The following is a 26398-nucleotide window of genomic DNA, read 5'->3' on the forward strand; positions in this document are numbered from 1 at the left end:
GAAACTGTCAACTGAAAATTACACAATTGTTTAACTGTTGAATTCAAGCCGCCAACTGAAAACTGTCAACTGTCCTTTTCCTTCAACTTTTTACTTCAAACTGCCAACTGAAAACTGCTAACTGTTCTCCGCTTTACAGCTGGGCTCGTGTTTAACAGGAAAATTTAACGAGTTTGCAATAAAACACATTTTATTGGCTTCAATATGTAGCGATTCGGCAAGCTCATAGTGTGCCTTGTCTGCAATTAAAACCTGAGGATGCAAAGTAACTTCCCTAAACTTGCCGCTCCCATCTGCCGATTCTTCCATTGTTCCTACGGCCTCATCCTTATAATCGATTACCACAATTTCATTTTTAGAGCACAGGTGTAAATACCAAAGCATGTGGCAGCTCGAAATAGAGGATAACAACAAGTCTTCGGGATTGTATTTGGATTTGTCGCCAAGAAAAGCAGAATCTGAAGAACCGGAAATATCGGATTTTCCTTTAATCGAAATCACATAATCTCGGTCGTAAGAACGATAATCCATTGTACCCGAGCCTTTATTGCCCGTCCAAGTAACTGTAGTTGAATATAAATGATCTTTCGGCATGATAAAATTGGTTAGAATTGTATTGCCAATTTAAGAAAATATTATGGTGATTGAGATTTTTAAACATCAATTTATTTTGACTTGTACACCTCGGAAGGCAATGTATGGAGGTATTTGGTTTACGAATCGTTACGATTGAAAGTATGTTAATTTTTGTGATTGGTTCAGAATGGTTTACAACGCTTTAGGGGAAATAAGCTTTTAAAAAGAACCATTTACTTTGTTAATTAAACCCAATAGCAGCGGCAGCTCCCGATATTTCATCGGGACTATAGCGAACATTGGGGCTGCTATTTCCGAAGAATTGCTGAGCGTTCATTTTCAAATTAATTCAGAAAAACATTATCCATAATAACTCTGACATTAACCATTCCTTTACAACCTACTGTATTAAATCGATTAATGGATTGGTTTTTGTTTAATTTAAATATTACTTATTAATTTAGCCGTTACAACAAAACAACGTGAAAAAAAATCTATTCCTAGCAATATTTGCCTGCATTATTACATTTTCGGCAAGTGCACAAAAACAATCTTATTTAGAAATGTTAGCCAATCAGCCTAAATGGGTTGATTCGGCATTTAAAAAACTGAACCGTAGAGAACGCATCGCACAGATGTTTTTCGTTCGGGCGCATACAAACTTGGGCAAAAAATATTCTGACTCGGTTGGGATGGTGATTAAGAAAGAGCAGCTTGGAGGTGTTATCTTTTTTCAGGGCGGACCAGGCAGACAAGCAACCGTGACCAATGCCTATCAAAAGGTTAGTCATGTGCCTTTAATCATCGCTAACGATGGCGAATGGGGCTTGGGCATGCGATTGGATAGCACAATTTCCTTCCCTTACCAGATGACTTTAGGCGCCATCCAGAATAAGGATTTGATTTACAAAATGGGGCAAGAAGTGGCGAAGGACTTTAAGCGAATGGGTATGCAAATGAATTTAGCGCCCGATGCCGACATTAACAACAACGCCAAAAACCCTGTAATTAATTACCGTTCTTTCGGCGAAAATAAATATAATGTGGCGACCAAAGCGGCTGCCTACATGAAAGGGATGCAAGATGGCGGCTTGCTAACAACGTTAAAACATTTCCCTGGTCATGGCGATACGGATGTAGATTCGCATTACGATTTGCCCCAACTTACTTTTAGTGCAGCACGATTGGATAGCTTGGAAATGTATCCCTTTAAAGAATTGATTAAGCAAGGCGCATCGGGAATTATGATTGCCCACATGAATATCCCATCGTTAGATAATACACCAAATTTACCATCTACCTTATCAAAACCAATTGTTACGGGCATTTTGAAAGAGAAACTGGGCTTTAAAGGCTTGATTATTTCTGATGCGATGGACATGAAAGGCGTGGTTAAATATTTCAAAAATGGCGAAGCCGACTTATTGGGAATAATTGCAGGCAATGATATCTTGGAGCTTTCGGAAAATAGCGATAGAGCTATTAATTTAGTCCGTAAAGCAGTTCGTCAAAATAGAATTGATATAAAAACCATTGATGAAAGCGTACGTAAGATTCTAACTGCAAAATATTGGGCAGGCTTGAATAAACGCGACACCATTGTAACGCAAGGTATTATTGCTGGTGTAAATCGTAATTCCAGCAATGCTTTGGTTCAGGAATTGGCTAATGCTTCGGTTACTTTATTAAAAGGGAAAAATTACATCAAAAACATGATTCCGATTAGAAGAACGGCGATTATTAGTATCGGTGTTCCATCGGTTACGAAATTCCAAAAAGAAGTTTCGAAAGGTTTTTACAACTCTGTTTACTACGTTTTGGACAAGGATGCAAATGCAACCCAAATTTCTAACATCGCTCGTGAAATTGGCGCTTTTGACCAAGTGATTGTCGGCATTCACGATAGTAGAGCGAGACCAGGAAATAATATTCCATTAAATGCTGGAGTGAAAAATTTCATAAAAGAATTAACCACTAAAAACTCGGTTTTTGCGCTATTTGCAAATCCATATAATTTAGCAGGATTGCCTGGCTTAGAGAACAGCAAAGGGTTAGTCATTGGTTATCAGAAAGAAGATTACATGCAGATTTCGGCAGCGGCAGTGATTAATAATCGCTTAGTGCCAACTGGAAAATTACCTGTGAGTATTTTGCCGAATTATAAGTTTGGCGATGGGTTGTAGACCCCTCCCAACCCTCCCCTGAAAGGGGGGGCTTAGCGAGATTCATAAATGGAAAGTGGCAAGATTTAATTACAAAGTTATTAAGAACACCAACGAGATGCCAGATAAATAATCTGGAATTTTTTGTTTAACTCAATTTCCGAGTAAGCATAGAATTTACGGAGTAGTTGTAGCAAAAGGCCTCTGGTCTTTCAGCTTTAGTCTTTTAGCTTGATAAAAAACTTAAAACAATTCTCTTATCTAAATCATTATCTATTTATAAAACTCAAAGTTATGATAGACCCAAAAGATGAAGATTATTCGAACGACCCGAACGATGCTTTACGCAGAGAAGACGATACAGAAAATATTAATGAATTAGATGGCGATGATACCAACATAGAACACGATAAGGATTTGTTGGAACAAGCTGATGAAGCATCAAGAGCATCTTACGAATTAAACGTAGATGACCTAAAAGATGATGAAGACGATTTAGATGACTAAAAGGAAAGCCGCAGATTCGCAGATTAATATCTGAAAATCTGCGGCTTTTTATTAGCGTTGGATTTTGCCCTCTACCCCATGCCTTTAAACCCTCTACCTCTATTTAGCTTTTGGCTTATATGTTTCAGGATTTACGGCAGCAACCGTCCAGCCTTTTAAGAATGATATTGTTTTTTTAACATCGTGACCAACTTTCTTTTTACCATTTGCACCGATTTCATCAGTTTCTAGATAAGCAGAATTTTCGATGTGCAACACTTTTCCTTTTCCATCCAATACTACAAAAACAGGATAACCAAAACGGTTGGGGAAACCTAAATATTTCATGGCTTCATCATTGTGGTGGTCTTTATCCCAGTTCACCAACACATATTCGTAATTATCGTTAATGGTTTGTTTCAATATTGCAGTGGTATCAACCAAATTGTGAAAGGCAATACACCAGCTGCACCAATTTCCACCAACCTGAACCAAAACATGTTTGTTTGCCTTAGCTGCCTTTTCTGTGGCTGCTTTCAAATCTCCTAATGCGTTTGCTTCAGGGTTGTAAATATGTACACCCGCTGCCTTTTCCTGACTAAAAGCCGCAGTTGAAATAAATGCAGCCGTTAAGAATATTAATATTTTCTTCATGATTTTTTAGAATGATGCTGTAAAATTAATAAAGTCTACTAATTTTATAGATTATTATCGAATTCTTTACAGAGCGGATACATTTTAACTTTTAGAAATGCTATATCTTGATATTCATACCCATCAGCCTATACCAAAACAGCACGTTCAAAGCATTTTGAGTCTATCCTTAACTGATGATGATTTATATCCGCTAACGAACGCAACTTCAGTTTCAGTTGGATTACATCCTTGGTTTGCTAAATTGCAAAATCTGGAATTTCAATTGCAAAATCTTGAGATTAAAGTGCAACAACCAAATGTTAAAATGATTGGTGAATGTGGCTTGGATAAGTTGCGAGGCGAAAGCTTGGCCAATCAGATTATCATTCTTGAAAAGCAAATTGGGCTAGCCGAGAAATTGAACAAACCAATTATTCTTCATTGCGTTAAAAGTTTTGCTGAATTAATCGAGATAAAAGATAAACTGAAAGTTAAAGTTCCGATGATTATTCATGGTTTTAACAAGAATGAAGAACTCGGAAAACAATTAATTTCCAAAGGATTTCTGCTCTCTTTTGGAACGTCGATTTTAAGAACGGATTCAGGAGCTGCAAAATTGATTCAAGATATCAATAACTTTTTTTTAGAGACTGATGATTCAGTAACGCCCATTGAGGAAATTTATCTGGCTGCTGCTAATTTAAAAAAATGTTCGGTTGATGAATTGAAAGCACGTATTTTTGCCGACTGGAAGAAATTGAATTTAACCCCAAGCCCCTAAAGGGGCTTTAGTGGGACAAAAAATTATATATTTTTAAATTTAAACTCCCCTTTAGGGGTTGGGGGTTAATATGTCTGATACAAGCTGGCTTTCACGGTCTGCCCTTTTAGTTGGGAATGATGGAATTGATAAACTGCAATCCAAACATGTTTTGGTTATCGGTTTGGGTGGCGTGGGTTCTTTCGCAGCCGAATTTATTTGCCGTTCGGGCATTGGCGAAATGACCATCGTTGATGGCGATGTGGTTGACCCAACAAATCGCAACAGACAATTACCTGCTTTAGCAACAAATCACGGTGTAAGTAAAGCGGCCATCATGCAAGAACGTTTGCTGGCGATAAATCCTGAATTAAAACTTCATGTGGTAAATACTTTTCTCACACCCGAAAAATGCAGGGAAATTTTAGAGTCGAAATTCGATTATATTATGGATTGTATCGACAGTGTGATGCCGAAGATTACTTTGCTTTCTACTGCTTTAGAAAAAAATATTCCGATTGTAACCTCAATGGGTGCTGGTGGCAAAATGGACCCAACCAAGTTGAGAATTACAATGCTACCTGATACTTATCAATGTGTTTTCGCCAGTTATGTGCGTAAAAGATTGAATAAACTTATTGGAGCCGATAAAATTAAAGCCGTTTTTTCTACCGAAGAAATGGATAAAAACTCTATGATTATGACCGACGGAAGCAATTTCAAACGTTCTGCTTATGGAACGGTTTCATATCTTCCTGCAGCATTTGGTGGCGCTTGCGCATCGGTTGTGATTCGGGATTTATTAGATTTAAAAATCGAAATGGCCCAAAGACCAGCGAGGATTAGTCATAAAACATTGGCTAAGAAAAAGAAGAAAAGTTCATAGCGTTAATTGGTTCGTGAGGACACGAAACAAGGCAGCAAGGTTTCGACCAATTGTGGATATCATGATTTCGGGAAAATTTTAAATTGTTGTAAGTTTAAAATTCCGAAACGAAATCATTTTATGCCCCAACCCGTAAAAATTCTTCAAGCCTCCGCAGGTTCAGGTAAAACGTTCAGTCTCACTGCACATTACCTTACACTATTATTTTCTGGCGAGAACAAATACCGCGAAATTTTAGCCGTAACCTTTACCAATAAGGCTACAGAAGAAATGAAAACCAGAATTTTAGAAGTGCTACTTGGTTTTGCAAAAGGCGACCCATCAAGAAAAATTGAAGATTATCGGATGCTGGTTTTGGCATCTCATCCAGAGCTCAAAGCGGAAAATCTAAAGCTTAAAGCAGATGCAATTTATCGCAAAATCCTGCATGACTACAGTCGTTTTTCGGTAAGTACGATTGATGGTTTTGTACAAAAAGTAATTCGTGGTTTTGCTTTTGAGCTGGGCTTAGAAAGTGGCTATAGTTTGGAAATGAATACCGAAAAGGTAAAAAAGGAACTCACCACTAAACTGGAAAAATTACTAGATGAGAAAGACAATTTGTTGCAGTGGGTTGTAGAATTAGCACTAGACAGAATCAGCAATAACAAATCGTGGAATTACAATGCCGAACTTCTAAAACTTGTCGGCGAAGTTTTTAAGGATAAATTCTCATCCTTTGAACTTGCAGTAAATAGCTTTGGAACTGAAAATACCGATGTCGTTTTTAAAAAATATATCGATTTCTCTAAAAATTTAATCAAGAAATTTGAAACAGATATTGTCGATTTGGCCGAAACGGCACTTGGCATTATTGAAGTAAGTGGCTTTTCTGCTGATGATTTTAAGGGTAAAAGTCGCTCGCCGTTATTAAAGTTCAGAAGCATAATGACTGGCAATTTTGCTGATGTAGAAAAAGTTTTGAAGCTTATTGATGATGAAGAAAATTGGTTTCCAAAAGGAAAATCAAACGAACTTTTTAGCGACATCAATCCTATTTTACATCGAATAGCAAACCTTTATAATACAGGAATCGGCGATTACACCTTAGCCAAAGCATTTATCAAAAACGGTTACTTTTTGCGTTTAATGCAAGAAATAGCAGTTTTATTAACCGAATATCGTGAAGAAAACGAGACGCTTTTAATCAGCGATGCACAAAAACTATTAAACGGAATCGCAAAAGATGCAGGTGAAAATCCATCCTTTATTTGGGAGAAAATGGGAAACAGATACCGAAACTTTCTTTTTGATGAATTTCAGGATACATCAGGCAACCAATGGGACAGCTTTTTCCCTTTAGTCGACAATGCGGTTTCGACTCATAATGGAAAACTCCACGACCATTTAATTGTTGGCGATGCTAAACAATCTATTTACAGATGGCGGGATGGCGATTATAAGTTATTGCATCAAAAAGCCAAAGCCGATATACTGGAGCATAATGTCTTCGATGATAAACTTCTGGAGAATTACAGGAGTACGGAAGAAATCATCAATTTCAACAATCAATTGTATCAGAAATTGGCGGTGCTTTTGCAAGAGAAAATCAATGGAGAAGTTCCTTTGGATGATGAGTTATTGAGCAATTTTTGGAATCATCCAGCCAATCAATACAACAACATCATCACGAATATTTACAAAGGCGTAGAGCAAAATACACACCCAAAAACAATCAAAGGCGGGATTATCAAAATTAAAAAAATCGAGTTCGATAAACCTAAAAATAATGTAGATGGAATTGTAGAAACCATTGTTACCGATACAGAACCCGAAAATAAAAAGGAAGCTTCACTGGCAGAAATGCTACAAGAAGTGAGGCTTCTGTTAAACGAAAAAGGTTATCAGCAACGCGAAATAGGCATTTTGGTGCGCTCAAATGCTGAAGCTACCGAAGTGGTTAATGCTTTAATGGAAGCTGGTTTGGACGTAATATCTGGCGAAGCCCTAAAAATTGCAAGCAGTACGGCCATCAAGCTCATCATTAATCTGTTAAAATTGCTAATTGTAAGTCCTGCTAATTCTGCTTTGTACAAGGCAAACTGTATTGCTTTATATGCGCAGTTGCATGAAAAACCAATTAATGGCGACGAATATTTTGCATTGAAAGATTTAGCAATGGAGCATCTGCAACATGTTTTGCCAGCAGATTTCTGCCTCAATTATAAAACCTGGATGGCTTTGCCCGTTTCAGAATTGATAGAAAAAATAATCACGGCTTTCGAGTTGGATACTTACCAAAAGAACGGAATAAATCCATTTCTGCCCTATCTATTAGCCTTTAGGGATTTGACAAACAAAGCATCGCGACAGGGAGAAAAAGGCATTTCTTCGTTTTTAAAATGGTGGGAAGAAGAGGGCCATAACAAGAATTTGCCATCACCAGAAACCGCAAATGCAATCCAGGTAATGACCATCCATAAATCGAAAGGCTTGGCATTTAGGGCTGTATTTATTCCTTTTTGCGAATGGCCTTTGGGCGGGAAAGCCAACAACGCTTTTTGGGTACCGATGGAGGGAACGCCTTATGAAGATTTGCAAAGCATTCCGCTTCAATTTACGAGTACTTTAAAAGGTTCGAGCGTGGCTAAATATTATCTCGAAGAGCTTTTGATGAATTATATGGATGCCTTGAACAGTCTTTATGTGGCTACCACAAGAGCCAAGGATTACATTTATATTTCATTTGCTGGGAAGAAAAAACCATCGCTTAGCCATATTGGCGATGCCGTTTTTAGTGCTTATGCAGAAGATTTTGAACATACAGATGAAATTCAAATCGGCACATTTTCGAATAAAGGAGATGGTATTGAAAGTTTAAAGGCATTGAATCTAGCTACTTATCCAACAACTGACAGGCTGGAAGATGTTTATGAGGAAAGCGAAAACAGGCCACAGCGATATATAGACAATATTACCAAATCTGGCAAAAAGGGAAGCAATCTGCACTTAATTTTAGCTGAAGTAAACAAAGTTGATGAAATAGCAGAAACGGTTGAAAAATTAACTTTGGAGGGTTTGATTCTTGAAGTGGAAAAAGAGGATTACATCAATCAGGCTACGGCTGTTTTGGCACATCCTGAATTAAGCAAATTATTGAGTCAAAACGCCAATCAGATTAATGAAAAATCGATTATCGGTATTGACGGAAAAACTTATCGACCAGATAAATTGGTAATGAACGGGAAACAGGTTTCTATCATCGATTATAAATTCACGGCTGAAGAGAGCCAGACTCATGTAGCACAAATTACCAATTACAAAAACTTAATTGAAGCAATGGGATATCAGGACGTGAAACCGTACTTATTTTATGCCACATTGGGGAAACTAAAAGCTGTTTAAAGAATATATGAATCCGTTTTTACAAGAAGTTGCCGAAGATTTAGTTGCCAAATTTGGACAGAATTTGCAGGATTGCGCCATTGTTTTTAACAATAAGCGCCCAACAGCTTATTTACAAAAGCACCTGGCCGATATTTATAAGAAACCATTTTGGAGTCCGTCTTTTTATACCGTTTCAGAGTTTTTTGCAGAGGCAACGAACCTAAAAATCGCCGACCATTACACGCAGTTTTTTACGCTTTACGATTGCTACATCCAATTATTAAAGAAAGAGGGCATTGAAAAACTTCCCTCTATTGCAAAATTCCACAACATTGCCCGAATTATTTTAGGCGATTTTAGTCAGATAGACAATGATTTGGTTGATGCCAACAAGCTTTTTACCGAACTCGAAGATATCGCCGTAATTAACCAGCAGTTTGATTTTTTAACAGCAGAACAGAAAGCATTTTTATCGCAATTCTGGCAATCTTACTCGGAGGGGAAATTTAAAAAACAGCAGGAATTATTTATCAAAATGTGGCATCGGATGCCATTGCTATACAACGAATTTCATCAGCAATTAAAAGCCAAAGATTTTATTACTATGGCTCGGCTCTATAAAAACATCGCCGAAAACACGAATGAAATCGATTTTACTGCTAAGTACACAGGCAAAAAACTTGTTTTTGTTGGCTTCAATGCTTTAAGCAAAGCCGAAGCAAAGGCATTTAAACGCTGGCAAGATGAGGAGAAAGCGATTTTTTATTTCGACACGGATAGCTATTATCTGGAGGATGAAATGCAGGAATCGGGTTTGTTTTTGAGAAGAAATTTACAGCAAATCGGTTTGGTAAATCAGTTGTCCAACCAATCCAGCTTTATCAAAGCTTCGCCACGCGATGTAAATGTGTTTAAAGTACAGGGACAAACCGCGCAGGCAAAAATTGTAAATGAGTTGCTCGCCAAAGAAAAGGAACTGATTGTAAACAATCAAGCCATCACCTCAACAGCAATTATTTTGGCTGATGAGAGCTTGCTTATCCCGTTGATGCAAACCATTCCATCAACAATAGAAAATAAGAAAATTGATGTAAATATTACCATGGGCTTTGGTTTGGCCAACTCTTCCGTATATGGTCTTGCCGATTTATGGTTAACGGTTCAATCGGAGCTGTACGCAAAAAAAACGGTTAAATACCAAACCGCAGAGGCATTTTTATCGCATCCCTTAACTGGAATCAGCGAAATCATGCGTCCGAAAATTATCGATGCGTTGATTAAGGAGCAATTGGTCGAAATTCCATATCAACGTTTAACGCGACAAGGAGGTTTGCTGGCTAAATTTTTCGAACCGATTGATTCGACAACAAATGCAGTAAGTATTTTAAATGATTTGCTGGATTATGTTCTGCATCGGGAGCTTGCAAGTAAAAGTTTGAAGAGAATTGATGCCGAGTTATTTGGCAAAACCATTCAGGAACTTAACCGACTGCAAGATACTTTGCAACATCACATCGATAAATATAATAAGGAAATCGAACTAAGTTTCGTGCTTTCGCTAATTCAAAAATCTTTGGCAGAGGTTGCGGTTCCGTTAGAGGGCGACCCATTAAGTGGCATTCAAATCATGGGTTTGCTGGAGAGCAGAAATCTAAATTTCGACAGGGTAATTATTCTGGGCTTGAATGAGGGAATTGTTCCGCAGGCATCAACAGCGACAACTTTTATTCCAGATAGTTTGAGGCGGGTTTATGGCTTACCCGTACTCGAAAATCAAGATGCCATTTCTGCTTACATGTTTTATCGCTTGATTCAAAGGGCGCAAAATCTGGATTTTGTTTACAACAGTTTAACCGATGAAAGTAACAGTGGCGAACCATCAAGATTTATTAAGCAACTGGAATATGAAAGTGGCTTTAATTTTAATCATCAGGAACTTCAACTCGCCGTTAAAACGGAACTGAAACGAGAAGAGGTGGTTATAAAATCTGAAAAAGTACAAGCGGTTTTAAATAAATATTTATCAGGACAAAAGTATCTTTCAGCTTCTGCTTTAACCACCTATATCTCCAATCCGATTGATTTCTTTTACAAATACATTGCTGGAATTGAAGAGCCAAAAGAAGTAGAGGAAACTGTTGAGGCCTACAAAGTTGGTTTGATTCTGCATTATGCCATGGAGCAATTTTATGAGCAGTTGCGCATGGAATCGCCAGAAATTACTGCTGAAAGAATAAAAGAAAAACGAAAAGATATTCGCGAATTAATTATAGAGGGTTTTGCAGATAGTTTGTATGGTGATAAAAAAGAGCCAAAAGAAATCCGATTAATCAATGTAAAACGATTGGCCAAAACCATCAAATTAAATGGAATGGAGAAAATTGTTTTCGCCATTGTGAATGAGTACATCAACATTATCTTGAAACAGGATACTGAAGATGCGCCGTTTACATTGATTGGTTTGGAGCAGAAAGGGAATGTTGGTTTTAATTTCGAGGCGAATGGTGCTAATCAACAAATTAAACTTTACGGCATTATAGACCGTGTTGATTTAAAAAATGGCATTTATAGAATTGTGGATTACAAAACTGGAGGCGATAAACTCAAATATTCATCCATAGAAGAAAGTTTTGATACTGATTATGGCAATATTAATAAAGCGCTGATTCAAACGCTCTTTTACACCCATGTTTATGAGCAGATTTCTAAAAATGAGAATGTAGAGCCGAATCTCTACGTGGTTAAAAGTATGAGCAAAGACGGGATTTATTTTACAGGAAAAGGTGGCTTGCTTAAGAGTGAATTTCTCGCATCGGAAAAGCAGTTATTTCTAAATGCCTTACGGGAAAAGCTTAAAGAACTATTCGACTTCAATATCCCTTTCAGAGCAAGTCAGAATTCGGGCAACTATGTATATTCTATCTATACTACGCTGTTTGGGAGATAAAAGGAAAGCTTAAAAACTAAAGATGAAACTTTACAGCGAAACTTCATAGCCTCATCGTCATTGCGAGGCACGAAGCAATCTTATAACTTTCGCTAATAAACCCATAGCATTAGGATTGCCTCGTACCTCGCAATGACGAGCACCCAAAAGAAAAAACTTTGTGCCCTTTGCGGTTAATCTCTTAAATTTAAAAATGCTAACCCTCAACTTCACTAAATTCCCAACCCTCGAAACCGAGCGATTGATTCTTCGCGAACATGCACTTTCTGATGCCGAAACATTGTTCGCCATGCGCACCAATGAAACGGTAATGAAATATATCGACCGCGAAAGACCACAGGATTTATTGGAAATCAAAACATTCATTACCACATTTAATCAGGGCTTTGAAAATGGTGATAATTTGGCTTGGGTAATTGTACTGAAAGAAACCCCAAACCAAATGATTGGTTCCATTGGCTACTGGCGAACAGATTTCGCCAACCACCGAGCAGAAATCGGTTACATGCTTCAGCCTGATTATTGGAGGAAAGGAATCATTTCCGAAGCCTTAAAAAGAACAATCGACTTCGGTTTTGATGATATAAATCTGCATACCATCAAAGCAAATATCAATGTAGAAAATGATGCATCTCGACAAATGCTTATCAAACATGGTTTTGTAAAAGAGGCTCATTTTAAACAAGATTTTTATTTCAGAGGGCAGTTTTTAGATAGCGAGATTTATGGATTGTCAAATCCTAATCACTAAATCCAATCATTATATTTGACTATGTATCGTTTAGACAGAACAGCATTTAAAGCTCAAACAGCAGTAGAAGCCTCAAAATCTCATGCCGAATATTATCGTACTTTAACCTGGCAAGAACGTTTGCAAATTGCAAATTATTTAAACAGCATTGCTTACAATTTCCCTGAAGACAATCCGCCACGAATGGATAAAACAAAGTTTAGTGTTAGAGCAATGAATAAGTAATGGGAAATATTTTCAATGAAGATTGCAGTATTTTCAATCTACATATTTCGGAAAAACCATAAAACCTGATACAAAAACAAGTTTTAAGAAAGTAACACGAAATAATATTTCAGTCTATCCAAAATACCTTAAAATTCAAGGGCTAAAAACCTGCAAAAAACTTCATTATCAACCATAATTATTACAAAATACATGCTTAATTCCCTTTGGTTTGGTAACGATTAATAATTATATTTGCCACCGTTATTAAAATTTACAATGAGAGAAATCCAATTTAGAGAAGCACTACGCGAAGCTATGCAAGAAGAAATGCGCAAAGATGACCGCGTTTTTTTATTAGGTGAAGAAGTAGCAGAATATAACGGAGCGTACAAAGTAAGTCAGGGCATGCTTGATGAATTTGGTGCGAAACGCATAATCGATACCCCAATTGCCGAGTTAGGTTTCGCAGGTATTGCAACTGGTGCCGCGACAGCTGGCTTAGTTCCAATTGTTGAGTTCATGACATTTAACTTCTCATTAGTAGCAATCGACCAGATTATTAATGGTGCTGCTAAAATTTTATCAATGAGTGGTGGTCAGTTCTCATGCCCAATGGTTTTCCGTGGCCCAACAGGTAACGCTGGTCAATTAGGTGCACAACACTCTCAAAACTTCGAAAACTGGTTTGCAAACACACCAGGTTTAAAAGTGGTAGTTCCATCTACACCTTACGATGCAAAAGGATTATTGAAACAATCCATTATCGACCAAGACCCAGTTATCTTCATGGAATCTGAGGTAATGTACGGCGATAAAGGCGATGTTCCTGCAGAAGAATACTATATCGAGCTAGGTAAAGCAAACGTAACCAAAGAGGGTACTGATGTAACCATCGTAACTTTCGGTAAAATGTTAACCCGCGTGGTAAACCCAGCTGTAGAAGAATTAACTAAAGAGGGAATCAACGTAGAAGTTATCGATTTACGTACCGTTCGCCCTATCGATTACGATACAATCATTTCTTCGGTTAAGAAAACAAACCGTTTGGTAGTAGTAGAAGAAGCTTGGCCATTGGCATCACTTTCAGGCGAAATCGCCTTTATGGTTCAAAAACATGCATTCGATTATTTAGATGCACCGGTTTTACGTATCACCTGTGCCGATGTTCCGCTTCCGTATTCGCCAACTTTAATTGCTGCCAGCTTACCAAATGCTGATAGAGTTGTTAAAGCGGTTAAAGAAGTGATGTACGTTAAAAAGTAAATTAGACAATAGTCTATTCAAAATACAGAATCCTCCAAAGTAATTTGGGGGATTTTTTATTCCCCTCTCCCAGAGAGCTTGCTCCGATTATTCGGAGGGTGCCCGTAGGGCGGGGTGTTCATTTCCTTGTTTCCGTGGCAAATAATTTGAAAACCAACGTTCAGTAATTATTCGCTATCAGTAGTCCCGCCATCCATTAATCCGATGAAAAATCGGAATCATTTCTGTCCCTTTATTTTACAAAGACCTGTGCAAAAAACGCAGTTCTGCTCCTGCTCAAACCTTGAAGTAAATCGTTAAAACTATAATCAAATCTTATTCTGATAAATCAAGTTTCTAATCATTTTTGTATTTTCATATCAAGATTTCAATGTTATGGAAAAATCAGAACCAAAAACCATCGATGAATACATTGCTTTATTTCCGCTAAAAACACAGGAAATTCTACAACAAGTTCGCGAAACTATTCATAAAGCAGTACCAAATGCAAAAGAAGTTATCAGCTATAAAATGCCTGCATTCAAACAAAGTGCTGTTCTGGTTTATTTCGCAGCTTATAAAAATCATATTGGATTTTACCCAACAGGTTCGGGCATAGAAGCCTTTCAGCATGAATTCGGAGATTATAAATGGAGCAAAGGAGCCGTTCAGTTTCCTATAGATAAACCCATGCCTTTAGATTTAATTACAAGAATTACTAAGTTTAAGGCAGAACGAGATTTGGAGAAAGTTGTGAAGAAGAAAAAATAAGCACTCTTTGATTTTTTTCGGCATCACACAACCAAAAATAGCAGCGACCCTGAATTTGCTGTCATGCTGAGGCACGAAGCATCTGCAACCGATGAAACAGATGCTTCGTGCCTCAGCATGACAGAAGTTGTTTTATTAAAAGATTTAGCGTAAAGCCCGACTAACAATAAACAAAGCTTCTGCCTCTGCTTTTCAAAAAATTCTAAAAACTTTTGAAGTTAACCCATGCTCTATCTTAAAAAACTTCGCAAGTTAATTGAGAAATTTTACTCACATATTTCGGTGGAAAACTTGATTTTAAAAATCCTTAAATCCCGCAAATCCTGATTAGCTTTGCCCCTTTAATTTTTGAATATGTTAGCTCACCATAAAATAATTGCAGCCGAATTAAAAGTTGCAGAAAAACAAGTAACCGCAACCGTAAGCTTGCTAGACGAGTGCGCAACCGTACCATTTATTTCGCGTTACCGTAAGGAATTAACGGGAAGTTTAGACGAAGTTCAGGTTGCGGCAGTTCGCGACAGGGTTTTGCAGTTACGCGATTTAGATAAACGCCGTGAAGCGATTTTAAAATCGATGACCGAACTTGGAAAGTTAACCCCAGAGCTTGAAAAAAAAATTAACGAAGCCGAAACCATTTCGCTTTTAGAAGATATTTATTTGCCTTACAAACCAAAGCGCAAAACCCGTGCTTCGGTAGCAAAAGAAAAAGGCTTGGAGCCTTTGGCCTTACAAATCTTCGACCAACATAATTTCGATTTAGAAGCATCGGCAGATAAATTTATCGACATAGAAAACGGTGTAAATACTTTGGATGAAGCCTTAGATGGAGCAAGAGATATCATCGCCGAAATGATTTCGGAAAATGCAGAGGCACGTACTAAAATGCGTACTTATTTCCAGGCAAAAGCAGTTTTTAAAGCTGAAGTAATTAAAGGAAAAGAAGAAGAGGGCATTAAGTACAAAGATTATTTCGAGTGGAATGAGCCAGTGAAAACTGCAGCTTCGCACCGGGTTTTGGCCATGCGCCGTGGCGAGAAAGAATTGATTTTACGTTTGGATGCCTTACCTCCTGCCGAAGATGCATTGGCGATTTTGGAAAACCAATTTATTACGGCTAGCAATGCTGCATCAAAGCAAGTGCAACAGGCTTTGGAAGATGGTTATAAGCGTTTGTTAGAGCCAGCTATGGAAACCGAACTTCGTGTATTAACCAAGCAAAAAGCTGATGAAGAAGCCATTCGAGTTTTCGCGGAAAATGCCCGTCAGTTGTTGTTGGCCGCACCAATGGGACAGAAAAATGTTTTGGCTATCGACCCAGGTTTCCGTACGGGGTGCAAAGTGGTTTGTTTAGATAAACAAGGTCAGCTGTTGGAAAACACGGCGATTTACCCGCACACAGGGCAAGGAAACGTAAAAAATGCGGAAGCCACCATTTTAGAACTTTGCAAAAAGTATGAAATAGAGGCAATCGCCATTGGCAACGGAACTGCAGGCAGAGAAACCGAAGCCTTTATCCGTGGCCTAAATTTACCAAACACAACTGTTGTAATGGTTAATGAAAGTGGCGCTTCAATCTACTCTGCGTCTGATGTTGCACGTGAGGAGTTCCCAACTCAGGATATTACCGTTCGTGGGGCAGTTTCTATTGGTCGGAGGTTAATGGACCCGCTAGCAGAATTGGTAAAAATCGATGCAAAATCTATCGGTGTTGGCCAATACCAGCACGATGTTGACCAAAATAAATTGCAAGCCAGTTTAGATGATACGGTTATTAGCGCCGTGAATGCCGTTGGCGTAGAATTAAACACGGCTTCGAAACAAATTCTAGCTTACGTTTCTGGTTTAGGCCCAACTTTAGCACAAAACATTGTTGATTACAGAAACACAAATGGTGCTTTTAAAAATCGTGCAAGCCTGAAAAAAGTACCTCGTTTAGGCGATAAAGCTTACGAGCAAGCGGCAGGTTTCCTACGCATCCGCAATGCGGAGAATGTTTTAGATACAAGTGGCGTTCACCCAGAGCGTTATGCCGTGGTTGATAAAATGGCCAGGGATTTAGGAACTACGGTTGCTGCTTTGATGAAAGATACGCAGTTACAAAAACTCATTAAGCTACAACAATACGTTACTGATGAAATCGGTCTACCCACGCTTACAGATATTTTAAAAGAGTTGGCGAAACCTGGCCGCGACCCACGCGAACAATTCGAAGCATTCAGTTTTACTGATGGCGTAAACGAAATTGCCGATTTAAGAACTGGCATGAAATTACCAGGAATTGTAACCAACATCACCAATTTTGGTGCTTTTGTAGATATTGGCGTGCATCAAGATGGTTTGGTTCACACCAGTCAATTGGCTAATCGTTTTGTAGCTAACCCAAATGATATTGTTAAAGTTCATCAAAAGGTAGAAGTTACTGTGATGGAAGTTGATGTTGCTCGTAAAAGAATTTCACTTTCAATGAAGACTGAGGTTAGTCCGAAGTCTGAAGTTCGCAGTCAGAGGCCTAAAGAGCAAAAGCCTAAACAAGATTTCAAACCGAATAATAGCAAACCTAATTTCAAGTCAAAGCAAGAACCCAAAAATGCTGATGGCGATTTACAGGAGAAATTGGCGAAGTTGAAAGGGATGTTTAAATAGCTTTCTAAGCTTGTCGAAGTATCTTTATAAGTCTTCGACAGGCTCAGACGGACAATCTATCTATATCCCCTCGAACTTATCCTTATGTTCCAACCTCGTTTTAGGTAAACTATCAGGATAATTGGTTTGAATAAACGTAATCATCGCTTCCCGTACAATACATCGCAAATCAAATGCCCTGGAAGAATTAGAAGCACTCATTAAAAAACGAATCTCTATTGAGCCATCTTTATTGGTATCGGTAACCTGAACCACATTTACTCTTTTATCCCAAAGTGAATTATTGGTTAGAAGCCTTGTTAATTCTTGGCGCAAAGGCTCTATAGGGATAGTATAATCCATATAAAGAAAAACTGTTCCAAGCAAATCTGCCGAAACACGAGTCCAGTTTTGAAAGGGTTTTTCGATGAAATAAGTGATGGGCAAAATCAATCGGCGTTGGTCCCAAATATTCACCACAACATAAGTTAGCGTAATCTCTTCCACCTTTCCCCACTCACCCTCCACAATTAAAACATCATCAATTCGAATAGGCTGTGTAAAAGCAATTTGAAAACCTGCCAATAAATTTCCAAGCGATTTCTGTGCGGCAAAGCCGATAATAATTCCGCCGATTCCGACTCCAGTAAGTAAGCCCGCCCCAATTCTTCGCATGCTCTCGAAGCTCAATAAAATAATTGCAGCGGTAATTAGAATGATTAGCGAAACAATAAATTTTCGAACAAACTGGAGCTGAGTTCTAATCTTTCGTTCCTTTAAATTATTCTCTTTATTTAAATCATATTTTAGGAAAAAGTAATCTTCAAGCACATCAATAATTCGAATAAGAATCAACGCAAATAGGATGGTTAACGTAACTTCTAATATTTTCGTAAGCGGTAATCGGTACACCACATCCATTTCCATAAGCGACAAGGAAAAATTCAGGAATAAGACTGGAATAAACACACCAACAGGATGTCGTAAATGTTTTATTGTCGATTTTATAATGATGGAATCCCACCAACGAGACACCAACAAGAAAATTTTATGAATGACAAATTTAATCAGGATACCAAGCAATATGGCCACAACTCCAATAATAAGATTCTTAAAAAACAACGGAATGGGGTAACCGAAAAAATGGTCGAGATACTGCATAAACAAATTTGTTGGTTAAATAATCTAGGCGAATTGCCAAGGAGATAAATTAACAACAACAATCTTTTACATTTTGTTTGTCGGGATGATTTTACGCCAATAATAATTTCAATACATTAGGGTTTTCAATCATTAAGAAAAATCGATAAAATGGATTTCTTCAATAGCCACATCATTTTTTTTACCGTACTCGATTACGAAATGAGTTACCTAGAGTTTTTCGCCGTAATAACGGGCATTATCTCAGTTATACTTTCAGCAAAAGCCAATATCTGGAGCTGGCCAGTAGGAATTGTAAATGTATTTTTATCAGCCTTTTTTTATTATCAAATTCAGCTTTATCCAGATATGTTTTTAATGGTTTTCTTTTTTGTTACCAATATTGTGGGCTGGTACCGATGGGCAAATCCAAAGCCTGAAGAGGCCGATAAAAAGAAAGAATTACGCATCAGTTTTATGCCCCTTAAACATTTCCTCATTTTACTTGGCATCGGAATATTAGGAACCTTTTTAATAGGGACGTTAGCAAGCAAGCTCCATAGTTGGCTTCCGTTCTTGTTTAATTTACAGAGTGCCTATCCTTTTGTCGATTCTTTCATTTTGGTAATGAGCGTAATCACTACCTTTTTAATGATTCAAAAAAGAATAGAATGTTGGATCATTTGGTTGATTATCGATGTAGTTGCAACCTACTTGTACTTTTTAAAAGGTGCTAAGTTCTTTGGAATAGAATATTTAATCTTTACCATAATTGCTGCGTTTGCGTTATGGAATTGGATAAAAGAATACAGGAGTTATTCGAAACTTTTAATTAAATAAATACTGGCACTTCTTAGGTGTTATGGCAACATTTCTGGAAAGGGATACTTTGCCAATCGCTCTAACAGCGTTAAATAGAATGAGAAATAACTAGTTAAGATAACTAAAATTAAGACTACACGGTTTTGTAATCAAGGTTAACCTATTTTTAAAAAAAAATTAATAATTTGAATTTAAGATATAATTAATCACAAACGTATTAAAAATTGTAGGTAAGATTATCTTTCGGGCTTAAGGTTTCTACATTATTAACACTTAGATCACCATATACCCTATCAACGATAATTTTCGAAAGTTGATTATTTTCATTTGCAGAATAACCTAGGTAATACCTTTCAGAACTACCAAATCCATAAGTTTTATTTCTTTCTTTTTTGATTACAGTTAACAACTTGTTTTTACTCACCTTACCAAAAAAACCGGGCAACACCTCATACAAACCGATATAACTTATCGGATCAGCCAATCTCACCGATGTTGAAGCCGTTTTACCAAGGTCATATGTAAAATCAATTGTTATAGCTGTATTATAACCAGAATTTTCACCAATAATCCTTGAAAGATTTCCATTGTCATAAAAAAAAACATAACTGGTAATATGTGTTGGATCTTCTACAACTCTTGCCGTAGATAAATTACCATCTGCATTATAGGTAAAAGTGTAGTCGTAGAACTCATGAGCAATGATTACTTTTTGCTTGTCATCCAATTGGTAGGTCCAATCTCCAGAATATTTTGTTTTTAGCACGATTTGATTTAATGACTTTAGAACAGAAAAAGAAATGAAAGCAGAGTCCTGAGTACTAACAACACGAGAAATATTTTTATCAGTATCGTAGCCAATCGTACAACTTTGCACATCGCCGCCATTATAACTCATATCTACATAATTAATTCTACAGCTGAGTTTAGGAATTGGATTTTCGTCTGGAGCCTCCAAAGGTTGTTTTCCACAACTGAAAATAATTAGGAAAAAAGGGATGACATAGAATAAAGATTTTTTCATATAGAGCATTGAATTTACAAATCTATTATTAAAGTTGATATCCATTTCATTTTTAAAAATAATCACCTTATTAATTCAGAAGGATTCAAAATCATTACGCTCTTTAAAATAAAGGATCTTTTTTCTCTTCAACTATTTGATAATAAAAGTATTCTACCTATCTTTGCAGTCCCAAATTTAATGGGAATAAATAATTGTTTAATAAATTAAATACAAGCAAGTGAATACGTTAAGTTACAAAACTGTCTCTGCCAATGCGAAAACTGTTAACAAACAGTGGATTGTTGTTGATGCACAAGGCGAGATTTTGGGGCGCTTGTCATCGAAGATCGCTATGATCATCCGTGGTAAAAACAAGCCTGAGTACACCCCACACGTAGATTGCGGAGATAACGTTATTGTTATCAATGCAGACAAGGTTAAATTGACAGGAAACAAATTCAGCGAAAAGCAATATGTTTCTTATACTGGCTATCCAGGTGGTCAACGTTTTATCTCTCCAAAAGAGTTAATGGCGAAACACCCTCAACGTGTAATCGAGAAAGCGGTACGTGGTATGTTACCGAAAACTAAATTGGGCAAGAAATTATACACAAATCTTTTTGTGTATGCTGGTGAATCTCACCCTCATTCGGCTCAATCTCCAAAAACCATTAAACTTTAAGAAATGTCAGTTACTAACACTTCAGGAAGAAGAAAAACAGCTGTTGCACGCATCTACTTAAAAGATGGTGCTGGCGCAATTACCGTTAACGGTAAAGATCACAAAGTATATTTCCCAACTTTACCTTTGCAATATATCGTAAACCAAAGTTTAGAGGTTTCTGAGCTTACTGGCCGTTATGATATTACTGTAAACGTACAAGGTGGTGGAGTAAAAGGACAAGCAGAAGCTGTTCGTTTAGCTATTGCTAAAGCGATTGTAGAACTAGATGCGGAGAAAAAACCAGCATTGCGTGCTAAAGGTTTAATGACTCGTGATAACCGTATGGTTGAGCGTAAAAAACCAGGACGTGCTAAAGCTCGTAAGAAATTCCAATTCAGTAAACGTTAATCACAGGAGGCAAGAACAATGGCAAGAACAACTTATCAAGACTTATTGGATGCAGGTGTACACTTTGGTCACCTTACCCGTAAATGGAATCCAAAAATGGCTCCTTACATTTTCATGGAGCGTAATGGAATTCACATTATAGATTTAAATAAAACTTTAACTAAAACTGAAGAAGCTGCGGCTGCGATTAAACAAATCGTAAAATCAGGACGTAAAGTATTATTTGTTTCAACAAAAAAACAAGCTAAAGGAATCGTAGCTGAGCAAGCTAAAAAAGTAAACATGCCTTTCGTAACCGAGCGTTGGTTAGGTGGTATGTTAACTAACTTTGCTACAGTTCGTAAGTCAATTAAAAAGATGGTTACCATCGATAAAATGACTAAAGACGGTACTTATGCTATTTTATCTAAAAAAGAGCGTTTGATGATTCAACGTGAGCGTATTAAATTGGAATCACTTTTAGGTGGTATCGCTGATTTAAACCGTTTACCTGCAGCGTTATTCTTAATTGATGTTAAGAAAGAACACATTGCAGTAACTGAAGCATTAAAATTAAACATCCCAACTTTTGCGATGGTTGATACAAACTCTGATCCTTCTAACATCGATTTCCCTATTCCAGCGAATGATGATGCTACAAAATCAATCTCTTTAATTACTGATGTAATTATCAAAGCTATTGAAGAAGGTTTAGATGAGCGTAAACGCGAAAAAGATGATGAAGCTGAAAAAGAAGCAGTAGCGGCGAAAGTTGCAGCTGATGCTCCTGAAGCAAAAGAGCCTAGAGCAGCTGGTGAAAAAAGACCAACTACTAAAAAGGTAACTGCTGAAGCAGAAGTTGAAGCGCCTTCATCAGAAGAAACTAAAACAGAAGAATAGTAATATTTTTTAATTGCAGGTTACTGGTTTCAGGTTTTAAGTTGGCTTAACATGAGTTTAACTTTCGGCTTGTAACTTGTAACCTGTAATTGTTATAAACAAGATTGTAAAATTTAAATAGGAAATAAAATGTCTACAGTACAAATTACTGCCGCAGATGTAAACAAATTACGCCAACAAACTGGCGCTGGCATGATGGATTGCAAAAAAGCTTTGGTAGAAGCTAATGGCGATTTTGAAGCTGCTGTTGATTTATTGCGCAAAAAAGGTCAAAAAGTATCTGCCGCTCGTTCTGGTAATGCTACTTCTGAAGGTCTAGTATCCATCGCTGTTTCAGCAGATGGCACAAATGGCAAATTAGTTGCTTTAGCTTGCGAAACTGAGCCTGTTTCTAAAGTTGAGGATTTCCGTAACCTAGCTCAAGCTGTTTTAGCTGCAGCAGTTGCCAACAATCCTGCTTCTGCTGAAGAATTATCAGCGATTACTTTAGAAGATGGACGTACAGTTGCTGAAACCATTACTGAACTAACCGGTAAAATTGGAGAGAAAATCGTTATTCAGGAGTACGCAAATGTATCTGGAGAGAAAATCGTTTCTTATATCCACTCTAATGGTAAAATGGGTGTTTTAGTTGTATTTGAAGGTGCTAATGGCCTAGATATTACTGATGCTGGTAAAGATGTTGCGATGCAAATTGCTGCAATGAACCCAGTTGCTGTTGATAAAGACGGTGTTGATCCTGCTACTATCGAACGTGAAATCGAAATTGCTAAAGATGTAATCCGTCAAGAAGGCAAACCTGAAGAAATGGTTGAAAAAATCGCTGCTGGTAAATTGAATAAATTCTACAAAGACAGTACTTTATTAAACCAAGAGTTTGTTAAAGATGGTTCGGTAGATGTTCGTAAATTTTTAGATAACACAGCTAAAGGCTTAACAGTTACTGCTTTTAAACGTGTACAATTAGGTGCATAAGCATTTATAAATCATATTTAAGAGTCCCAATGAAAATTGGGACTTTTTTTATGCGCTTTATTTTAGTCAAGGAATATGTGTTTTTGAACAAGATTGGACAGCCCTTTCATCATATTGAAAATGTTGAGGTATCAAACACAAACTAATAAAAAACCACCCCCTAACCTCCTCCTTGAAATTAAGGAGAGAGCTGAACATTGCTTGCTGAAAGTTTGATGGTCATTTTTAAGGTGGTGAACTTAAGCTAACGCGTCCAAAATTTTAATACAAAGTTGTTAAGCAATAAAAACACAGATTAATTAATGATATAAAACACAAAGCTGATAAAAACCAACCCATTAACCCTACTTGAAATTAAAAAAGCGAGCTGGAAATTGCTTGCTGAAAGTTGTATGGTAATTTTTAAGTCGATGGGCTTAAGCTACCGAACCCAAAATATAATTACAAAGTTGACCAAGTACTAACGGCACCCCTCCTATTTAGGAGGGCAAGGGGTGGTATGCTTGTATAAGTATCCTTTCTGCCATGCCACTTTATTATGAGTATCTGTATCCGATTTTAAATCTTGATGAAGTAAGAACCGTTCAATAAAAATACCAACTAGCTGGTACAAAAGCACATCATTAATCTACGCTTTTACTTTTTCAAAGCCGTGTAAGCACCAACTTCCTTTCCCGAATCATCAAGCATACTCACTACAATTTTGTTCTTATTCGCTTTTATCTTTGTAATGGTCCTTGCTCCGTCTCTTGGGCCTCCACCAATGATCAATGGATAATGGTTTAAATCTTTATCGGGTTGATGGACCATATACTTATGCGTATGTCCGCTTAAAACCAAATCTATTTTCCCTTGGTTTAACAGTGGCTCAAATAATTCTGTACAATGTTTTGGTCCATGGGCATCGCCTGAGAACCGTGGCGGAATATGCATGAGCACAATCCGAAATGGTGCTTTTTTAAATGCTTTAGAATTAATTTCTGTTTTAAACCATTCTGCCTGTTGAATTCTGTAATCATCAAAATCTACTATTCCGGCGTAAACTGGATGTGAATCTTCCTTATCCTCTCCGGTATCTAGAACTACAAACCGAACAGGCCCTAGCGTAAATGCTGCATAACCGACATGCATATAATATTGGGGAAAAACTCTGGCGAATTTTCCTCTGGTTTCATGATTACCTCTCACATAAATAAATGGTGTTTGCTTGGCAAAATTATCTACACAAGGTTGCAACATGTGGTCGATAATCTGTTTTTCATCGGTTTGATAATCAAAAACATCGCCGTTAAAAAAGATAAAATCTTGTTTTTTAGCGGGAACTAAATTTAAAAGGAGTGGAATTGATTCCGGTCTATCATGAATGTCGTTCATCATTAAGAACGAAATCTCTTCCTTGTTCACATCAGTGTTTATAAATTCCTCAACCTTACTTGTAACTGTTTCTCCGTAGGTTAATTTGTAGGGCTGGAAATCCTTTATCTCTTTTGAAACTAATTTGTAATAATATTTTACCCCAGGTTTTAAATTATTGATTGTAACTGCATTTAATTTACTATTTGCCTGCATCAAACCCAATTCGGTTTTGCCATAAGCTTTTTGGTTTAGGTTTTCTGCAGTTTCGCCAAACTCTACCCATCCTGCTGCATTTTTATTGGTAAGCCATAAAATGGTAATCGAATGATTAAAATTTGTTTGAAGATAAGGTCCGACAGCAATTTTAAATTCATCATCATTTCTAGCGATATCTGCGATTGCATTTGCAGGAGCAACCATTGTTGCAGCGCTTAAGGTTAAGCCAACTTTTAAAAAATTCCTTCTATTACATTGATTATCATTCATTTGGAAACAAGGTTTATCTGGTTAGCCAAATATATAGGTACAATAGCTAAATTGCACCGTGTAAGATTAAATTTACTCAAACGTTTGTTATGCGGGAAATAATTGAGAATGTAGCCTATTTTGACGGTTCAGGTTTAAAATCAAATCAAGACATTTTTATCAATAATGGAAAAATTATTGAAATCAGGAATTCAAAAAGCGATGATGCAAATGTTTTGATTGCAGTTCCAGGTTTTATTGATCTGCAAATCTACGGTGCGGGCGGAAGATTATTTTCGGCACAACCCACAGTAGAATCATTAACCATCATGGAAGATGATTTACTAAAAAAGGGAACAACGGGTTTTTTAGCATGTATGGCCACTAATACTGCAGAGGTTTTTGATAACTGTATTAAGGCTGCTAAAGAACATCGCACTCACGCAAAAAACTTCCTTGGCCTGCATTTGGAAGGTCCGTTTTTAAACCCAAAGCGTTTAGGCGCACACGTACCCGAATTTGTACGTAAGGCAACGCTCGATGAAATTAAGGCACTTTTGGATTTTGGCGATGGCATAATTAAAATGATGACCATTGCACCCGAATGTCAGGATTGGGATGTAATCCAATACCTGCTTGATCATAATGTAGTGGTTTCGTTAGGACATAGCAATGCCACTTTCCAGCAGGCAACTGATGCTTACAATAAAGGCATTCAAACCACAACGCATCTTTTTAATGCCATGAGTCCTATTCACCATCGCGAGCCGGGCATTCCAACTGCTGTTTTTAATCATGATAAAGCAATGAGTAGCATTATTGTAGATGGCCAGCATTTAGATTTTGAGGTGGTTAAGTTTGCTAAGAAATTATTGAAGGAACGATTATTTTTGATTACCGATGCTGTCACAGGCTGCGAAAAAGGGCCATATCAACATATAGAGAAAGATAATAAATTTGTAATGCCAGATGGAACATTATCCGGATCATCGCTAACTATGCTTCAGGCAGTGAAAAATTGCGTATCACATTGTGATATTGGCTTAACCGAAGCAATAAAAATGGCAAGTGTGTATCCAGCAAAATTAATTGGTATAGAAAACCTCGCCGGCGAGATTAAGAACAATCATCAAGCAAATATATTAGTGCTAGACCATGAATTAGGCCTGAAAGAGGTAATTTTCCAAGGCAAACATATATCAACTAAATAATTACATCAATTATTAAAAACCATAGCTAGGTATTAAAAAAATGTTGATATTTTTGAG

The 26398-nt window shown here is 37.2% G+C and carries 22 protein-coding genes; 17 read left to right on the plus strand and 5 right to left on the minus strand.

Annotated features, from left to right (window positions below):
- Positions 1 to 117: 117 nt before the first annotated feature.
- Positions 118 to 594: an OsmC family protein gene (locus EZ449_RS08190; protein WP_131557532.1), complete on the minus strand. Its 477-nt coding sequence runs from the start codon at positions 592 to 594 to the stop codon at positions 118 to 120.
- 464 nt (positions 595 to 1058) lie between these two features.
- Between EZ449_RS08190 and EZ449_RS08195 the strand changes: the two genes are divergently transcribed.
- Positions 1059 to 2759, plus strand: coding sequence for a glycoside hydrolase family 3 protein (locus EZ449_RS08195; RefSeq protein WP_205942965.1), 1701 nt, complete (start codon positions 1059 to 1061; stop codon positions 2757 to 2759).
- A 273-nt stretch (positions 2760 to 3032) separates the two neighbouring features.
- The gene (locus tag EZ449_RS08200; RefSeq protein ID WP_131557534.1) at positions 3033 to 3245 is read left to right on the plus strand and encodes a hypothetical protein; all 213 of its coding nucleotides are present in this window, start codon (positions 3033 to 3035) and stop codon (positions 3243 to 3245) included.
- Between the two features lie 99 nt (positions 3246 to 3344).
- Here the strand turns inward: EZ449_RS08200 and EZ449_RS08205 are convergent, their stop codons facing one another.
- Positions 3345 to 3878 carry a thioredoxin family protein gene (locus tag EZ449_RS08205; RefSeq protein ID WP_131557536.1) on the minus strand — a complete coding sequence of 178 codons (534 nt, stop codon included), beginning with the start codon at positions 3876 to 3878 and terminating at the stop codon, positions 3345 to 3347.
- Positions 3879 to 3975: 97 nt separating this feature from the next.
- On the opposite strand from EZ449_RS08205, the gene EZ449_RS08210 reads away from it, so the two are divergent.
- The 9 genes from EZ449_RS08210 (at position 3976) to EZ449_RS08250 (ending at position 17436) form a co-directional block, all read left to right on the plus strand.
- A complete protein-coding gene (locus tag EZ449_RS08210; RefSeq protein ID WP_131557538.1) occupies positions 3976 to 4641 on the plus strand; it encodes a TatD family hydrolase in 666 nt (221 codons plus the stop codon).
- A 70-nt stretch (positions 4642 to 4711) separates the two neighbouring features.
- Entirely contained in the window at positions 4712 to 5506 is a 795-nt protein-coding gene (locus EZ449_RS08215; RefSeq protein ID WP_131557540.1) for a tRNA threonylcarbamoyladenosine dehydratase, read from the plus strand.
- A gap of 120 nt (positions 5507 to 5626) precedes the next feature.
- Positions 5627 to 8890: a UvrD-helicase domain-containing protein gene (locus EZ449_RS08220; protein ID WP_131557542.1), complete on the plus strand. Its 3264-nt coding sequence runs from the start codon at positions 5627 to 5629 to the stop codon at positions 8888 to 8890.
- Positions 8891 to 8897: 7 nt separating this feature from the next.
- Positions 8898 to 11819 (plus strand): PD-(D/E)XK nuclease family protein, encoded by a 2922-nt coding sequence (locus EZ449_RS08225; protein ID WP_131557544.1) that lies wholly within the window; start codon positions 8898 to 8900, stop codon positions 11817 to 11819.
- Between the two features lie 193 nt (positions 11820 to 12012).
- On the plus strand, positions 12013 to 12570 hold the full coding sequence (locus EZ449_RS08230) for a GNAT family N-acetyltransferase (protein WP_131557546.1): 558 nt from the start codon (positions 12013 to 12015) through the stop codon (positions 12568 to 12570).
- A 21-nt stretch (positions 12571 to 12591) separates the two neighbouring features.
- Positions 12592 to 12795 carry a hypothetical protein gene (locus EZ449_RS08235; protein ID WP_131557548.1) on the plus strand — a complete coding sequence of 68 codons (204 nt, stop codon included), beginning with the start codon at positions 12592 to 12594 and terminating at the stop codon, positions 12793 to 12795.
- A gap of 258 nt (positions 12796 to 13053) precedes the next feature.
- Positions 13054 to 14040, plus strand: a complete 987-nt coding sequence (locus tag EZ449_RS08240) for a pyruvate dehydrogenase complex E1 component subunit beta (protein WP_131557550.1) — start codon at positions 13054 to 13056, stop codon at positions 14038 to 14040.
- Between the two features lie 375 nt (positions 14041 to 14415).
- Complete coding sequence (locus EZ449_RS08245) at positions 14416 to 14790, plus strand: iron chaperone (protein WP_131557552.1); 375 nt, start codon at positions 14416 to 14418, stop codon at positions 14788 to 14790.
- 354 nt (positions 14791 to 15144) lie between these two features.
- Positions 15145 to 17436: a Tex family protein gene (locus tag EZ449_RS08250; RefSeq protein ID WP_131557554.1), complete on the plus strand. Its 2292-nt coding sequence runs from the start codon at positions 15145 to 15147 to the stop codon at positions 17434 to 17436.
- 60 nt (positions 17437 to 17496) lie between these two features.
- Here EZ449_RS08250 and EZ449_RS08255 read toward each other — a convergent pair whose 3' ends face one another.
- Positions 17497 to 18576: a mechanosensitive ion channel family protein gene (locus tag EZ449_RS08255; RefSeq protein ID WP_131557556.1), complete on the minus strand. Its 1080-nt coding sequence runs from the start codon at positions 18574 to 18576 to the stop codon at positions 17497 to 17499.
- 150 nt (positions 18577 to 18726) lie between these two features.
- On the opposite strand from EZ449_RS08255, the gene pnuC reads away from it, so the two are divergent.
- Positions 18727 to 19395, plus strand: a complete 669-nt coding sequence (gene pnuC, locus EZ449_RS08260; RefSeq protein WP_131557558.1) for a nicotinamide riboside transporter PnuC — start codon at positions 18727 to 18729, stop codon at positions 19393 to 19395.
- 199 nt (positions 19396 to 19594) lie between these two features.
- Here the strand turns inward: pnuC and EZ449_RS08265 are convergent, their stop codons facing one another.
- Positions 19595 to 20401 (minus strand): hypothetical protein, encoded by an 807-nt coding sequence (locus EZ449_RS08265; protein ID WP_131557560.1) that lies wholly within the window; start codon positions 20399 to 20401, stop codon positions 19595 to 19597.
- Positions 20402 to 20621: 220 nt separating this feature from the next.
- Here EZ449_RS08265 and rplM point away from each other — a divergent pair, with 220 nt between their 5' ends.
- The 4 genes from rplM to tsf all read left to right on the plus strand — a co-directional run bounded on the left by rplM (position 20622) and on the right by tsf (position 23309).
- Positions 20622 to 21065: a 50S ribosomal protein L13 gene (gene rplM / locus EZ449_RS08270; protein ID WP_131557562.1), complete on the plus strand. Its 444-nt coding sequence runs from the start codon at positions 20622 to 20624 to the stop codon at positions 21063 to 21065.
- 3 nt (positions 21066 to 21068) lie between these two features.
- The gene (gene rpsI, locus EZ449_RS08275; protein ID WP_025145383.1) at positions 21069 to 21455 is read left to right on the plus strand and encodes a 30S ribosomal protein S9; all 387 of its coding nucleotides are present in this window, start codon (positions 21069 to 21071) and stop codon (positions 21453 to 21455) included.
- Between the two features lie 18 nt (positions 21456 to 21473).
- Entirely contained in the window at positions 21474 to 22334 is an 861-nt protein-coding gene (rpsB, locus tag EZ449_RS08280) for a 30S ribosomal protein S2 (protein WP_131557564.1), read from the plus strand.
- A 129-nt stretch (positions 22335 to 22463) separates the two neighbouring features.
- Positions 22464 to 23309: a translation elongation factor Ts gene (gene tsf / locus EZ449_RS08285; RefSeq protein ID WP_131557566.1), complete on the plus strand. Its 846-nt coding sequence runs from the start codon at positions 22464 to 22466 to the stop codon at positions 23307 to 23309.
- A gap of 636 nt (positions 23310 to 23945) precedes the next feature.
- Here the strand turns inward: tsf and EZ449_RS08290 are convergent.
- The gene (locus tag EZ449_RS08290) at positions 23946 to 25151 is read right to left on the minus strand and encodes an FN3 domain-containing metallophosphoesterase family protein (protein ID WP_131557568.1); all 1206 of its coding nucleotides are present in this window, start codon (positions 25149 to 25151) and stop codon (positions 23946 to 23948) included.
- Positions 25152 to 25240: 89 nt separating this feature from the next.
- Here EZ449_RS08290 and nagA point away from each other — a divergent pair, with 89 nt between their 5' ends.
- Positions 25241 to 26341 carry an N-acetylglucosamine-6-phosphate deacetylase gene (nagA, locus tag EZ449_RS08295; protein ID WP_131557570.1) on the plus strand — a complete coding sequence of 367 codons (1101 nt, stop codon included), beginning with the start codon at positions 25241 to 25243 and terminating at the stop codon, positions 26339 to 26341.
- Positions 26342 to 26398: the final 57 nt, after the last annotated feature.

The organism is Pedobacter frigidisoli, assembly GCF_004331675.1.
GTDB lineage: Bacteria > Bacteroidota > Bacteroidia > Sphingobacteriales > Sphingobacteriaceae > Pedobacter > Pedobacter frigidisoli.